This is a genomic window from Brevibacterium renqingii (assembly GCF_017808095.1).
Lineage (GTDB): Bacteria > Actinomycetota > Actinomycetes > Actinomycetales > Brevibacteriaceae > Brevibacterium > Brevibacterium renqingii.
This window is the reverse complement of the sequence record NZ_JADBHG010000003.1, coordinates 353,439-366,947: the sequence shown is the minus strand read 5'-3', so window position 1 is coordinate 366,947 and position 13,509 is coordinate 353,439. Positions and strand designations below refer to the sequence as shown.

At 67.0% G+C, this 13,509-nt stretch carries 15 protein-coding genes and 1 tRNA gene; 5 read left to right on the top strand and 11 right to left on the bottom strand.

What is annotated here, in order from left to right:
• Positions 1–78 precede the first annotated feature (78 nt).
• Positions 79–738: an HAD family hydrolase gene (locus tag IIE29_RS09080; RefSeq protein ID WP_209324908.1), complete on the bottom strand. Its 660-nt coding sequence runs from the start codon at positions 736–738 to the stop codon at positions 79–81.
• A 22-nt stretch (positions 739–760) separates the two neighbouring features.
• Here IIE29_RS09080 and IIE29_RS09075 point away from each other — a divergent pair, with 22 nt between their 5' ends.
• Entirely contained in the window at positions 761–1,591 is an 831-nt protein-coding gene (locus tag IIE29_RS09075) for a proteasome assembly chaperone family protein (protein ID WP_209324907.1), read from the top strand.
• Between the two features lie 21 nt (positions 1,592–1,612).
• On the opposite strand, the gene mshC is transcribed toward IIE29_RS09075, so the two are convergent.
• The 3 genes from mshC to IIE29_RS09060 form a co-directional block, all read right to left on the bottom strand.
• Complete coding sequence (mshC, locus tag IIE29_RS09070; RefSeq protein ID WP_209324906.1) at positions 1,613–2,872, bottom strand: cysteine--1-D-myo-inosityl 2-amino-2-deoxy-alpha-D-glucopyranoside ligase; 1,260 nt, start codon at positions 2,870–2,872, stop codon at positions 1,613–1,615.
• 106 nt (positions 2,873–2,978) lie between these two features.
• The gene (locus IIE29_RS09065) at positions 2,979–3,791 is read right to left on the bottom strand and encodes an SCO1664 family protein (protein WP_209324905.1); all 813 of its coding nucleotides are present in this window, start codon (positions 3,789–3,791) and stop codon (positions 2,979–2,981) included.
• Between the two features lie 6 nt (positions 3,792–3,797).
• The gene (locus IIE29_RS09060) at positions 3,798–4,361 is read right to left on the bottom strand and encodes a DUF3090 family protein (protein WP_209324904.1); all 564 of its coding nucleotides are present in this window, start codon (positions 4,359–4,361) and stop codon (positions 3,798–3,800) included.
• Positions 4,362–4,418: 57 nt separating this feature from the next.
• Between IIE29_RS09060 and IIE29_RS09055 the strand changes: the two genes are divergently transcribed.
• Positions 4,419–4,676: a hypothetical protein gene (locus tag IIE29_RS09055; protein WP_209324903.1), complete on the top strand. Its 258-nt coding sequence runs from the start codon at positions 4,419–4,421 to the stop codon at positions 4,674–4,676.
• Positions 4,677–4,679: 3 nt separating this feature from the next.
• Here IIE29_RS09055 and IIE29_RS09050 read toward each other — a convergent pair whose 3' ends face one another.
• Positions 4,680–5,579 (bottom strand): aldo/keto reductase, encoded by a 900-nt coding sequence (locus tag IIE29_RS09050; RefSeq protein WP_209324902.1) that lies wholly within the window; start codon positions 5,577–5,579, stop codon positions 4,680–4,682.
• A gap of 74 nt (positions 5,580–5,653) precedes the next feature.
• Between IIE29_RS09050 and IIE29_RS09045 the strand changes: the two genes are divergently transcribed.
• On the top strand, positions 5,654–6,490 hold the full coding sequence (locus IIE29_RS09045; RefSeq protein WP_209324901.1) for an undecaprenyl-diphosphate phosphatase: 837 nt from the start codon (positions 5,654–5,656) through the stop codon (positions 6,488–6,490).
• 5 nt (positions 6,491–6,495) lie between these two features.
• Here the strand turns inward: IIE29_RS09045 and IIE29_RS09040 are convergent, their stop codons facing one another.
• The gene (locus IIE29_RS09040) at positions 6,496–7,158 is read right to left on the bottom strand and encodes a histidine phosphatase family protein (RefSeq protein WP_209324900.1); all 663 of its coding nucleotides are present in this window, start codon (positions 7,156–7,158) and stop codon (positions 6,496–6,498) included.
• Between the two features lie 58 nt (positions 7,159–7,216).
• Between IIE29_RS09040 and IIE29_RS09035 the strand changes: the two genes are divergently transcribed.
• A complete protein-coding gene (locus tag IIE29_RS09035; protein ID WP_135540909.1) occupies positions 7,217–7,399 on the top strand; it encodes a DUF5703 family protein in 183 nt (60 codons plus the stop codon).
• Between the two features lie 10 nt (positions 7,400–7,409).
• Positions 7,410–8,384, top strand: a complete 975-nt coding sequence (locus tag IIE29_RS09030; RefSeq protein WP_209324899.1) for a DMT family transporter — start codon at positions 7,410–7,412, stop codon at positions 8,382–8,384.
• Here the strand turns inward: IIE29_RS09030 and IIE29_RS09025 are convergent.
• The 5 genes from IIE29_RS09025 to IIE29_RS09005 all read right to left on the bottom strand — a co-directional run bounded on the left by IIE29_RS09025 (position 8,338) and on the right by IIE29_RS09005 (position 13,490).
• A complete protein-coding gene (locus tag IIE29_RS09025) occupies positions 8,338–9,657 on the bottom strand; it encodes a M20/M25/M40 family metallo-hydrolase (protein ID WP_209324938.1) in 1,320 nt (439 codons plus the stop codon). The genes IIE29_RS09030 and IIE29_RS09025 overlap by 47 nt on opposite strands.
• 174 nt (positions 9,658–9,831) lie before the next feature.
• Positions 9,832–9,919 (bottom strand) — tRNA-Leu (locus IIE29_RS09020).
• Between the two features lie 81 nt (positions 9,920–10,000).
• A complete protein-coding gene (locus IIE29_RS09015; protein ID WP_209324898.1) occupies positions 10,001–10,855 on the bottom strand; it encodes a MaoC family dehydratase in 855 nt (284 codons plus the stop codon).
• On the bottom strand, positions 10,852–12,204 hold the full coding sequence (locus IIE29_RS09010; protein WP_209324897.1) for a 3-oxoacyl-ACP reductase: 1,353 nt from the start codon (positions 12,202–12,204) through the stop codon (positions 10,852–10,854). The genes IIE29_RS09015 and IIE29_RS09010 overlap by 4 nt, the downstream gene beginning before the upstream one ends.
• Positions 12,201–13,490 carry an acetyl-CoA C-acetyltransferase gene (locus IIE29_RS09005; RefSeq protein ID WP_209324896.1) on the bottom strand — a complete coding sequence of 430 codons (1,290 nt, stop codon included), beginning with the start codon at positions 13,488–13,490 and terminating at the stop codon, positions 12,201–12,203. The genes IIE29_RS09010 and IIE29_RS09005 overlap by 4 nt, the downstream gene beginning before the upstream one ends.
• Between the last annotated feature and the right edge of the window lie 19 nt (positions 13,491–13,509).

Genomic DNA, 13,509 nt, shown 5'->3' with positions numbered 1-13,509 from the left:
GAGTGTGGTTACCCATATCGGTATCGGAGGTCTTCGTTGTGTTTCAACTACCGTTCACAACGTGTCGAGGAAGTACACCTAAGCCGAGCGGACCCCGACCAGTCGGCGCATATCCTCCACCCCGTGGCCGACCAGGCTCGGCCAGAGGATCCGGCCAGGGCGAGGCTCGAGATCGACGAGGTGGGGCACTCCGACGGCGATGGTTCCGGCCGCCTCGGCGCTGGCCAGGCCCGGCTTCGAATCCTCGAGAGCCACGCAGTCCGCCGGATCGAGGTCGAGCAGGGCGGCGCCCCGGAGGTAGGGCTCGGCATCGGGTTTGCCTGCCGAGACCTCGTCGCCGGCCACGAGTCCGACGAAGCTGTCGGGCGGACAGCTGGCGATGACCGCCTCGGCGAGCGGGCGGTAGGACATGGTGACCATCACGCATGGGATCCGCTCCGCGTTGAGTTCGGCCAGCAGCTCGAGCGCTCCGGGACGGAACGGCACGGAGGTCCGGATCTGCGCGATGACGGCATCCATGAGGGTCTCGACGATCAGAGGCGCCGGCAGGCTGAGACCGGCCTCCTGCATCATCGTCGCGGAGGTGAGCAGCTCGTTGCCGACGAATTCGAGTCCCTGCTCCTCGGACCAGGGCAGCCCGTGGGCGTGCATCAGTTCGGTCTCGGCCCTGATCCAGTACGGCTCGGTGTCGACCAGGGTTCCGTCCATGTCCCACAGGACTGTGGCTGGATTCGTCATACACCCAGCGTAGTCTTGGATCATGAGCTTTCTTCCATCCGGGTCCGGGGCACTCGTGTTCATCGCCTTCGAAGGTCAGGATGCCGATGCCTCCGAAGCTGCGAGCTCGCTGGTCAAGGACCTCATCGAGGTCTGGCAGCTGGCCGACAGTGAAATCCTCGACACCGACGGCTTCTACGAGTTCCGCTTCTCCGAGCCGGAGATCGTCCGCGACGAGGATGGGACGGCCTCGATCGCCTGGCCCGGGGTCGCCGTGCACCGCGGCCGCTTCGGTGAGCTCCCGATCACCGTCATCCACGGTCACGAACCGGGGCTGAAGTGGAGGGAGTTCCTCTCCCTCGTCCTCGCTCAGGTCGGCCCCGAGGACTCCGTGGTCCTGCTCGGCGGACTGCATGCCGAGGTGCCGCACACTCGTCCGCTGCCGGTCGTGGCCACGACCGAGGACCCGGACCTGGCGACCGAACTCGATATCGATGCCAATGCCTATGAGGGGCCGATCGGCATCCTCGGGCTCCTCGGCGTCGCCTGCCGATGGCGAGGTCTGCGAGCGATCAACCTGTGGGTGGGAGTGCCGGACTACCTCGCGGAATCTCCCTCGCCGAAGGCGGAGCTGGCGCTGGTCAAGGCGGTCGAACGGTATGCCTCGGTCGAGATCGACATCCATGTGCTCGAAGAGGAGAGCCGCGCGTGGGAGCTCGGCGCCGACGAGCTCGTCTCCCTCAATCCGCATCTGGTGGATCTCGTCAAGGGTCTCGAGGAGCTCAACGACTCCGCCGACCTGCCCGAAGCCAGCGGGGACGCCATCGCGGCCGAGTTCGAACGCTACCTGCGCAAACGCGGCCGCGAGAAGTGACGCCGGGGTTCGGCTGAGGCCTCAGCCGAGCAGGCGGATGCCCAGCAGCGCATCGACGGCGTCGGCGATCCTGTCACCGCTGATGTCATCGACGTCGCCTGCTTCGGAGTCCGCGTAGTGCTCGGCCCATTCGTCGAGGATGCCGAGTGCCCGGGGGCTGTCGAGATCGTCGGCCAGAGCTTCCCGGAGAAGGCCGATGATGTGTCCGCGCAGCCCTTCCCTGCATTCGGATTCGCAGCGCGCTGCGTGTCGCCAGGCCCTGAGCCGGGCCGTGGCCGTCTCGAGTTGGTCTTCGGAGAAGCTCCAATCGCTGCGGTAGTGGTTGGCCAGGATGACGGTGCGGATGACCATGGGGTCGACCCCGCGTTCGCGCAGCTCTGAGACGAGGACGAGGTTGCCTTTGGACTTGCTCATCTTCTCGCCTTCGAGACCGACCATGCCGGTGTGCATGTAGGTCTTCGCCATCGGGACCTCCCGCCAGGCCGCGGCATGCGCTGCGCTCATCTCGTGGTGCGGGAAGATGAGGTCGTTGCCGCCGCCCTGCACATCCACCGGCAGGCCCGCGTACTTGTCGACGATGACGGTGCATTCGACATGCCAGCCTGGGCGCCCGCGTCCGAGGGAGCCTCCGTCCCAGGACGGTTCGCCCTCACGTTCGGCGCTCCACAGCAGCGGATCGATGGGGTCCTCCTTGCCCGGCGTGTCCGGGTCACCGCCGCGTTCGGCCGAGAGTTCCGCCATGGTCGCGGCGTCGTCGTGGCTGACGGTGCCGAAGGGCGGGGTGATCGGGGTCGACACCCGATAGTAGACATCGCCGTTGTCGAGCGTGTACGCCGCTCCCCCGGCGACGAGTTCCTCCACGGCGGCCGCGATCTCGGGCACTGTCTCGACGACTCCGATGAAGCTCTGGGGCGGAATGACCCGCAGGGCCTCCATGTCCTCACGGTAGAGCTGGATCTGAGAGGCGGCGAGCTCCCGCCAGTCGACTCCCGTCGCGTTCGCACGTTCGAGGAGGGGATCATCGACGTCGGTCGTGTTCTGGACGTAGACGACCTCGAGGCCGGCGTCGCGCCAGATGCGATTGAGCAGGTCGAACGCCACATAGGTGGCAGCATGTCCGAGATGCGTCGCATCGTAGGGGGTGATTCCGCAGACATAGAGGCGTGCGGTCTGCTCGCTGCCGCGCAGCCGGCGCGGGCTGCGGGTGCTCGTGTCGAAGACCGTGGGCACCTTTCCGGTGCTGGTCAGACGGGGCAGTTGAGGTTCGGGCCATGACTTCACGGCAACCAGCCTAACCGAGTCTCAGCCCGAGGGCACTTCTGTCCCCGACCGGTGCGCGCGCGGCTCGGCGCGAGCTCGACGTGGTGTGGCAGCCTGCCCGTCCTCCTCAGATGGGCGGCCAGGGGATGACGGTGCGATCCGTCGGCGCCTCGGGGAAGAACTCACCGGTGAGAAGTGTCTCAGCACGGTCGGCCAGGGCCCTCAGTTCGGCCGCGGACAGGCAATCGGCGAGTGCCGACTCCAGCGCCGTGTCCATCCGGGCGACTTCCTCGAGGGCGTCGATCTCCTCCGCTTGGAACGAGGTGCCGGAGAATCCCCAGAGAACGGTGCGCAGCTTCTCCTGGGTATGGAAGGTCAAACCGTTGTCGATGCCGAAGGTGCCGATGTCCTCGGTCGCAGTGCTCGGCAGGCAGCTGCCGGTGATGACGTGTCCGGCCTTGCGATCGGCGTTGTTGGCCAGCAGGTCGAAGAAGGCGATCGCCCGCAGACCTTCGGAAACGGCGTGGGAGAGCACGAGATCGCGGCCGTCCTCGGTGCGCAGCGCGAAGATCGGAGTGTGATCGGCAGGGATCGCATTCACCGTGCTCAATGTCACAGCTTCCTCGTCGCCCGAGGCCTCGACATAGGCCTGCAGGGAGCCGCGCCCCGCGGGCAGGTCATCGCGCAGCACCGTCGGCGGGACGACGCTGAGGCCGAGGGCGGCACTCAGGCGGTAGGCCGCCACCTCGCGCAGGGCCAGGCTGGCGGGTGGGAAGTCATGCAGAGGCCGTTCCCCGGCGATGGGTTTGTACACCGCCTTGAGCGCCCGACCCGAATGGTCGAGCACGAGCAGCCGGGTGTCGTTGCTGGCCCGCGGGATCGAACCCATCTCGGTCCAGTCCCCCGCTGTCAGCGCGTCGAGGAGAGAGGCATCGTCCATATCGGTTCAGGCGCGCGGAATTCCGTTGGCGCGGGGACACAGGTGGCCCTCGGGCTCGAGCGGGAGCGAACAGAACGGGCAGTCACCGCGTCCGGCTCCGACGACCTGTTCGCCGCGGCGGGCGAATTCCCGAGCCCCGGCCGCGTCGAGGACGATGCGCAGGACTTCACGTTCGACCTCGTCGTCATCGGGGTCGGCCGAAGTGCCGGCCTGAGCGTCGGCCTCGGTGAGTTCGAAGCATTCGATGACGAGCTCGTGTTCGACCGTGTCCCAGCCCAGGCTCATGGTGCCGACGCGGAACTCCGGTTCGATGGGCACATTGAGCCCGGCATTGTCGATGCGCTCGTCCAGGGCCGTCTGCGGCACCCGCGCCGCAGGATCCTTGATCATGACCATGTCGAGCAGCTCGGTGATCCGGTCGGCCAGAATCTCCACCTGTTCCTTCTCCACGACCACCGTCGTCAGCGAATTGCCGGACTTGGCCTGCAGAAGGAACGTCCGATCTCCGGGCAGGCCGATGGTGCCGACGACGAAACGATCCGGTGCGGGGTGGTCGTACAGAGCTGCCATTCCTTCAGCCTAGTCCAAACACTTACATGTGACTCCGGCCTGGGTTACATTTGAGTCATGAGCACTGATCCTCGTGAGGCCCTGGACGCATTCCTCGAAGCAGTGAGAGAGCACTACGCTGCATCCGCACACCGCACCGGAGACCAAGACTCCCGAGTCGAAGCCGCTTATATGGCTTTGGCCGACGCGTTCGAAATCTATGAAGACGCGATCTACACCGCTTTCGACGAGGTGACTCCCTTCGAACTCTTCGACGACGTCGAGGACGCGAAGGACGATGATGACGACTTCGGCCTCGATGACGAGGACGACTGAGCCTCAGGAGATCTGGTCGAGCACCTCGGCGATCTCATCGGCCAGCGCGACCTCGCTGCCGGTGACCTCCGCGAGCTGAGCGGGAGTGCGAGCCGAGACCAGCGAGCAGGCGATCCCGCGATGCCGATTGAAGGCCAGCGCGATATCGGTCGTCGACACGCCCAGTGCGGTCGCGGCCTTGCGGACTCCGGCGAGCACCCGATTCGACCGGTCGTCGAGGTAGGCTCCCACGTAGTCGCTCAGCTCGCCGGTCAGACGGGAGTCCTGCGGTGTCGCGTTGCGGTATTTGTCGGTGAGCACGCCTCTCCCGAGTCCCGCGCCCGCGATGAGGCCGACGCCGGCGTAGTCCGCGGCGGGCATGAGTTCGTCCTCGGCCTCGCGATTGAGCAGTGAGTATTCGGCCACGGCGCAGGAGATCGGCACTCCTGCTCCGCGCATCTCCGCCAGCTGCCAGCCTGTGTGGTGGGAGACGCCGACGTAGCGGATCTTTCCGAGGGTGAGCAGGGTGTCGATCGCCGAGGCGGTCTCGGCCCTGTCGACCTCGGCGTCGAAGACGTCGAGGACGAGCACATCGAGGTGCTCGCGACCCGTCGTCCGCAGCATGGAGTCGACCTGCGAGAGCATCCGCGACCGCCCGAGGCCGACCTCGATGTGGTCGGGCTCACTCATGGACACGCCCGTGCGGGCCACCACCAGCATCTCTTCGGGAAGTCTCAGCTGTGAGATCACCTGAGCGGCGAAATGGCCGGAGCTGGGAAGCTCGATGACGTTCCCACCTGCACCGTTGTAGTCGTCGACGAGACGCTGGGCGGCCCGGGCGTCCACCCGGTGCCCCCATTCGAAGGTCCCGAGACCCACATCGCTGACTTCCAGACCGGTGGTGCCGAGGCGTTGGTGCTTCATGCTTCTTGAGGTTACCCGATCCGGCGACTACCGTGGTTGCGTTCCCACCCCATCCCATATTCTCAAGGAGTCGTATGTACGACTGGCTGGTCGCCGCTGTGCTCGGAATCGTGCAGGCGCTCACCGAATTCCTGCCGATCTCGTCCTCGGCGCATGTGCGCATCGTCGGCGAGTTCATGCTCCCGGGCTCGGATCCCGGTGCCTTCTTCACCGCCATCATTCAGATCGGCACCGAAGCGGCCGTCGTCGTCTACTTCTGGCGTGACATCGTCACGATCATCTCGAAGTGGTGCAAGGCACTGGTCGGCAAGCACGACCGGAAGGACCCCGAGGTGCGGCTGGGCTGGCTGATCATCGTCGGTTCGATCCCCATCGTCGTCATCGGTCTGCTGTTCCAGGACTACATCGAGGGTGCGCTGCGCAGCCTGTGGATCACCGCGACGATGCTCATCGTCTTCGGCCTCATCATCGGCATTGCCGACTGGGCCGGGAAGAAGGAGCGCACACTCGAGGACATGAAGTGGGGTCAGGGCATCCTCTTCGGCTTCGCACAGGCGCTGGCGGTCATCCCGGGCGTGTCACGCTCGGGCGGGACGATCATGGCCGGCCGGTTCATGGGATTCGACCGTCCGTCGGCGGCCCGCTATTCGTTCCTGCTCGCGATCCCGGCCGTCCTCGGCTCCGGGTTCTACGGTGTCGCGCAGACTCTCGGCCGCGACGACGAGATGGTTCTGGGATGGGGGCCGACGATCCTGGCCACACTCATCTCATTCGTCCTGGGGCTCTTCGTCATCCATTGGTTCCTCGGCTATGTGAAGACGAGGTCCTTCGGGATCTTCGTCTGGTACCGGGTCGCCTTGGGCATCGCCCTCTACATCCTGCTCGGCACCGGGGTCCTCGCCGCGGTCTGATCGGTTCACCGCAGGCCGCCGCCTCCGACGGCTGCCGACTGTGCGAGCCCCGCGGCTGTGACCGACATCGCCGCGAGCACCGGTCGCGGGCCCGAGTAGTCGATCACGGTGAACGATCCCGGTGCGACGCTCAGCCGCTGGAAGTCATCGAGCGGCATGCCGAGTGCATCGGCGATGACGGCCTTGATGATGTCCCCGTGGGAGACGATCATCGCCCACTGCCGGGTCTCCTCCGGCTCTTCCTCGCGCATCTGGGCCACGAGTCCTCGAACGCGTCCGACGGATCGGTCGGCCGCCTCGGCGATGGACTCGCCTCCGGGGAACCGGGCCTGCGAGGCTCGTTCGATCACGGTGGCCCACAGGGGCTCCTGCCCCAGGTCCTGCAGGGACCGTCCTGTCCAGTCGCCGTAGTCGAGTTCGATCACGGCCCGGTCGACGTCGACCGAGCCGAAGTCCGCGACCTGCCGCGCGATCTCCGCGGTCTGCACACAGCGTTCCAGAGGAGAATGCAGCAGCCGGGTGAAGGAACGGTTGGGCAGCAGCTGCAGATTCGCCTCGAGCGCGCTCACCCCTTCCTCGGTCAGGAACACACCGGGTGCACGTCCGGCCAGTATTCCGGAGGAGTTGGCACTCGAGAGGCCGTGCCGCAGAAGAACGATGACGGGCATGCCCTCAACATTAGCCCAGATCGTCTAGGGTGGGTCTATGAAACGTCAGCGTCCACGTATGACCTACGAGTTCCGCAAGGTCTCGTTCTCCAAGGATGTCCCTCGCTCTGTCAGCCTGCAGGAGCTCAACGACGAGGCGGAATACGGCAAATGGGAGCTCGCCCGGACTCGGATCTCCGTCGGCGGCGTGCGCACGGTGTGGCTGCGCCGCAAGATCATGCCGCTGACGCTGAGCAGCTGATCGCACACCGGTGAGGTCCCCGTCCCTCGTTCCTGTTCTCGGGGCCGGTCTGGTCACCGTCGTCGCCGGGGCGGCCATGTCCTTGCAGGGGCGCGCGAACGGTCTGCTCGGCCCGGTCCTCGGGCATGCGGTCTTCGCCGCGCTCATCTCGTTCCTCGTCGGGTTCGTGCTCGTCGGCGCTGCCCTGACCGCCTCCCCCCGAGCCCGGTCGGCGGCCGCCCAACTCGCCGAGCTGGTGCGGCAGGGCTCGCTGCCCTGGTGGCTGCTGCTCGGAGGCCTCAGCGGCGGACTCGTCGTCATCGCACAGGCCTCGACGGTGCCGATCATGGGCGTGGCGATGTTCACCATGGCATTCGTCTCGGGCCAGGTCACCGGCGGCCTCATCGTCGATTCGACCGAACTGCCGCCCGGGGGTCGGCAGCGGCCGAGCGCACTGCGCATCCTCGGCGTCGTCATCGTCCTCGCCGCCCTCGCCTGCGGAGCCAGGGAGCGCCTCCTCCTCGGAGTCCCCTTGTGGGCGCCGCTGCTGCCGTTCGCCTCCGGGGCTCTCACCGCGGTCCAACAGGCCTGCAACGGCCGCATCAGGTCCGCGACGGAGTCGGCGGTCGTGGCGACGACGGTGAACTTCGCCGTCGGCACCGCCGCGATGGCGCTCGTCTCCGCCGTCCTCCTGCTCACCGGGGTCCCCTGGCGCGGCTTTCCGGCGCAGCCCGATCAGTGGTGGATCCTCCTCGGCGGTGCCTTCGGCGTCGTCTTCATCGGGCTGACCGCGCTCACGGTCGCCCGCCTCGGGGTGCTCCTGCTCAGCCTCTTCTCGCTGTTCGGCAACCTCATGGGCGCCCTTCTGCTCGATCTGCTCACGCCCATCGAAGGCTCCCTGGTCAGCGCCACGACGGTCGTCAGCGCCGCGGGAGTGCTCGTCGGCATCGTCGTGACGATCATGCCTTCAGCAGGAAGTCGCCGAGGACGCGGGTCCCGAACTTGAGGGCGGAGATCGGCACCCGCTCGTCGACACCGTGGAACATGGCCGGGAAGTCGAGATCGCCGGTCAGCTGCAGGGGTGCGAAGCCGTAGCCGGTGATGCCGATCTCGGCCATGGATTTGTTGTCCGTGCCTCCCGAGAGAGTGTAGGGCAGCACCGTGGCGGTGGGGTCGTCGGCGAGCAGGCTCGCTTTCATCTGCGCCACCAGCGGAGTGTCGAACGGCGCTTCGAGCGACTCGCCCTCGTCCTCGGCCTCGATGTCGATGCCCTCGCCCGCGAGCTCTTTGAGTTTGAGCATGACATCCTCATGCTGTCCCGGCAGCGTCCGGCAGTCGACGAAGGCGGTGGCGGTGCCGGGAATGACGTTGTGCTTGTACCCGGCGTCGAGGAACGAGGGATTCGAAGTGTTCTGCAGGGTCGGGGCGACGAACTTCTCGACCGAGCCGAGTTCGGCCAGCAGCTGTGGAATCGTCTCGGAGCGGAACTCGATCCCGGTGAGTTCCGCGACCCCTTCGAGCAGCTTCCGAGTGGCCAGGGGGATCTCCTGCGGCCAGGGATGGCTGCCGATCCGCGCGATCGCCGCGGCGAGCCTGGTGACCGGGTTGTCGTCATTGCGCTGGGAGCCGTGGCCGGCGGTGCCGTGGGCGACGAGATTGAGCCAGGCCAGCCCCTTCTCCGCCGTCTGGATGAGGTAGACCCGCTGGCCGCGGATGTCGACGGAGTAGCCTCCGACCTCTGAGATCGCCTCGGTGGCCCCGGCGAAGAGCTCGGGACGGTTGCGCACGAGGTAGCGGGCGCCGTAGTTGCTGCCCGCCTCCTCATCCGCGAAGAAGGCGATGACGAGGTCCCGTCTGGGCTGCAGACCCTGTCGCATCATCTCGTGCACCGCTGCGATGATCATCGCGTCCATGTCCTTCATGTCCACGGCTCCGCGGCCCCACAGCAGTCCGTCCTTGATCACCCCTTCGAAGGGGTCGACGCTCCAGTCCTCGGCCGCTGCCGGCACCACATCGGTGTGACCGTGCACGACGAGTGCGGGAGCCTGCGGGTCCGAACCCTTGACGCGGGTCACGAGGCTGGCTCTGCCCGGGGAGGATTCGATGATCTCGGAGCGCAGGTCCACCTCGGAGAACCACGAGGAGATCAGTTCGGCGGCCGGCAGCTCGGGATTCGCCCGGTTCCCGCCCCAGTTCTGGGTGTCGATGCGGATGAGCTGGCGACACAGTTCGGTGACCTCCGCCTCGGCGGCACTGAAATCAAACACGAGGACTCCCATCGACGGTGATCGGATCACGCGGCGACGCCGCGACCCGGGTGACATACACCACCGTATCCCACGCTGGGCCGTGGGCCGGCCGCCGACCCCGTGTCCGAGAACCGACGGACCGCCGTTTCCCCGTGGGACACGAAAATGGCCTCCGGATCGAATCCGGAGGCCATCTCCTCGTTGTGCGCGAAGGGGGACTTGAACCCCCACGCCCGATAAGTTGGGCACTAGCACCTCAAGCTAGCGCGTCTACCAATTCCGCCACTCGCGCTGGCAACAGAGATAACTCTACATGCGAGCTTCGGTGTCGCAAAATCGAAATCGGCATTTGTGACGCACTCCACTTATCGGATCATTCTCCGAGGTGTGCCACCTGCGAGAGCACGTGCGGCTTGCCTGTTCGGAGGTCGAAGACGGCCGATCGCGCGGCCTCGTGGCGCCGCCCTTCGGTCAGCGCGTAGCCGACCGTCGCGGGCAGCAGGATCGGTTTGGCGAACGACACGTCCCAGCGATAGGTCTCCAGACGGGGATCCATCGCCGACAGCGCCCGGGAGGCACTGTACATTCCGTGCGCGATCTGCCGCGGGAACCCGAAACCCTTGGCGGCCAGGCCGTTGAGGTGGATCGGGTTGTAGTCGCCGGAGACCCGCGCATAGCGCTGTCCGATGATCGGATCCAGTCGCCACAGTGCGCTCGGACGGGGCGCAGTGAACTCTGCGTGGGGAGTCTGCGCCTTCGCCTCGGCCCCCGGCAGCTTCCTGCCCTTGGCCAGATAGGTGGAGACCTCGTTCATCACCGGTCTGCCCTCGACCCTCGCCTCGACGCGGATCTCGACCGTCGTGCCCTTCGTGTGCTCGAAGGGGCCGGCGAGCTCGAGATGGAAGTCCACGACCTCGCCGAGGCGGGCGGGACCGAGCATGTCGATCCGGTTGTGGATGTGGACCATGCCCATCATCGGCAGCGGAACCTCGGGGTCGGCCAGCAGCTGCATGCTCAGCGGGAAGCCGAGGATGTGCAGGTACCCGGGATGGACGATGTCGTCCAGGGTCTGTCCCACGACATGGGCGAATCCGGCGTAGGCGACCGGTTCGAGCGGGACACTGCGGTCGATGGATCGATCCGGCAGGTCCGGACTCGTCCGCGGCCCGACAGGCAGGGTCTTGAGCAGTGCGCGGGCATAGATCGGAAGCATCGAATCCGCCATCATGCACCCACCATGTTCTGCCCGCACACGCGCAGGGTCTCGCCGTTGATGCCGCGAGCACCGCTCGATGCGAGGAATCCGATGGCCTCGGCGACGTCGACCGGGTGACCGCCCTGCTGCAGGCTCGACAGCCGCCGGGCGACCTGCCGGGTCAGCGCGGGCATCTTCGCAGTCATGTCCGTTTCGATGAAGCCGGGTGCGACGGCGTTGATCGACCCGCCGCGTGTGGAGAACGATTCCGCCGAGGCGGCCGTGAGCCCGATGACGCCGGCCTTCGAGGTCGCGTAGTTCGTCTGCCCCCGGTTGCCGGCGATTCCCGACGTCGAGGCCAGCGACACCACTTGGGCGCCGTCGGCGAAGAGACCCGCCTCGGCCAGGTGTGCGTTGATCGTCGTCTGAGCGGCGATGTTCACCGCGATCACCGAATCCCACCGCGCGGCATCCATGTTCGCGAGCATCTTGTCGCGGGTGATGCCGGCATTGTGGACGAGGATGTCCACGGGGGCCCCGACCGCCTCGGCGATCTTCTCCGCCGAATCGGCGGCGGTGATGTCGAGCTGGACGGACTTTCCGCCGATCTCGTTCATCACCGAAGCCAGAGCCTGACCGGCCTGGGGCATATCGACGCCGATGACGTGTGCTCCGTCGCGGGCGAGGTTGCGGGCGATCGCCGCACCGATGCCCCGGGCCGCGCCGGTGACCACTGCGCTGCGCCCGGCGAGCGGGCCGTCGCCGCCGGTGGACATGAACGCGTCCAGGCTGAGTCGCTCGCCCGCGTCCGAGGACACGGTGAGGAACTGCCCGGATACGTAGGCGGATTTGCCCGAGAGCAGGAACCATAGGGCCGAGGCGACCGACGGGGCGGTGAGGTCGACGCCGTCGAGCAGGATGCCGTTAGCCGTGCCGCCGGCGCGCATCTCGTGGGCCAGGGACCGGGTGAAGCCGGTGATGCCCCGAGTGGCTGCGGCCTGGTCCGGACTCTGGCTGCCCGCGTCCGGCGCAGCGGAGATCGTGACCACGCGTCCGCAGGCGACCAGCGATCGCAGGGCCGCACCGACTTCGAGGACGATGGGTGAGAGCTCGGTCGGTGACTGCGCTTCGTCGAGGACGGCGATGATCGCCCGCAGCTTCTCGCCTGTCTGCGCGTTCCTTCGCACCTCGAGGCCGTTTTCGAGGAGCAGGTCGGCCAGCCCCTGGGCGCCGGCCCCGGTGCCGAGCACGAGGACCGGCTTGTTGAGGTAGTCCTCCGGGGTGGAGCCGAAGCGGTTGAGTTCGACCGGCTGCGGCAGTCCGAGGGTCTTCGCCACCTGCTTCAGCGGTCCGTTGACGAGGGAGAGATAGGTGTCTTTCATGCTGCCTCCACGATCGCGGTGAGTCCCTGGCCGCCTGCGGCGCAGATCGAGACCAGCGACCTCTTCTTACCAGTGGTCTTCAGGTGTTTCGCCGTGGTCGCGATGATGCGCCCGCCGGTGGCGGCGAAGGGGTGACCTGCGGCGAGGCTCGAGCCCAGCGGGTTGAGCTTGTCGCGGTCGATGGTGCCCAGAGCGTGGTCGAGTCCGGCCTTCTCCCTGCAGAACTCCTCGGATTCCCAGGCCGCCATATGCGACAGCACGGTGGAGGCGAAGGCCTCGTGGATCTCGAACACGTCGAAGTCGGCGAAGGTCAGGCCGTTGCGTGCCAGCAGCCGCGGCACGGCGTAGGCGGGAGCCATGAGCAGGCCCTCGGCTCCGTCGACGAAGTCCACGGCCGCGGCTTCGGCGTCGACGAGGCGGGCCAAGGGGGTGTAGCCGTGTTCGGCCGCCCAGTCCTCGCTGCCGAGCAGCACCGACGAGGCGCCGTCCGTCAGCGGGGTCGAATTGCCGGCGGTCATGGTCGCCTCGGTCTCGAGCTTCCTGCCGAAGACGGGGCTGAGTTTGGCCAGGGACTCCATGGTCGAATCCGCACGCAGGTTCGTGTCCCGGCTGACGCCGAGGTAGGCGGTGGTGAGGTCGTCGAAGAAGCCGGAATCCCAGGCCGCGGCGAGGTTCCGGTGGGAGGCCAGGGCGAGTTCGTCCTGGGCCTGCCGGCTGATGTTCCACTCGGCGGTGGTGATCGCCTGGTGCTCGCCCATGCTCAGACCCGTGCGGGGCTCGCCCGTCGACGGCGCCTGCGGGGCGAGGTAGGCGGGCCGGATCTGAGCGGCGATCTTCGCTCTGGCCACCATGGTCTTGGCCCGAGTGAGCTCGAGCAGGATCTCGCGCATCGAGTCGTTGATGACGATCGGCGCATCGGAGGCCGAGTCGACGCCGGAGGCGATGCCGGATTCGATCTGGCCGGCGTTGATCTTGTTGTTGAGGCTGACCACGGCTTCGAGTCCCGTGGCGCAGGCCTGACCGAGGTCGAAGGCCGGCGTCGTCGGGGCCAAGGCGGAGCCGAGCACGGCCTCGCGGGTGAGATTGAAGTCCTTCGAATGCTTGAGGACCGCGCCTCCTGCGACCTCGCCGATGTTCTCTCCGGCCAGACCGAAGCGGGCCACGAGCCCGTCGATCGCCGAGGTGAGCATATCGAGGTTCGTGGCCTTCGCGTACTGCTTGTTCGAGCGTGCGAAGGGTATGCGGTTGCCGCCGAGGATGACGGCGCGTTGCTGGGGAGTGGACATGTGCACCTCCGAGTGTTGG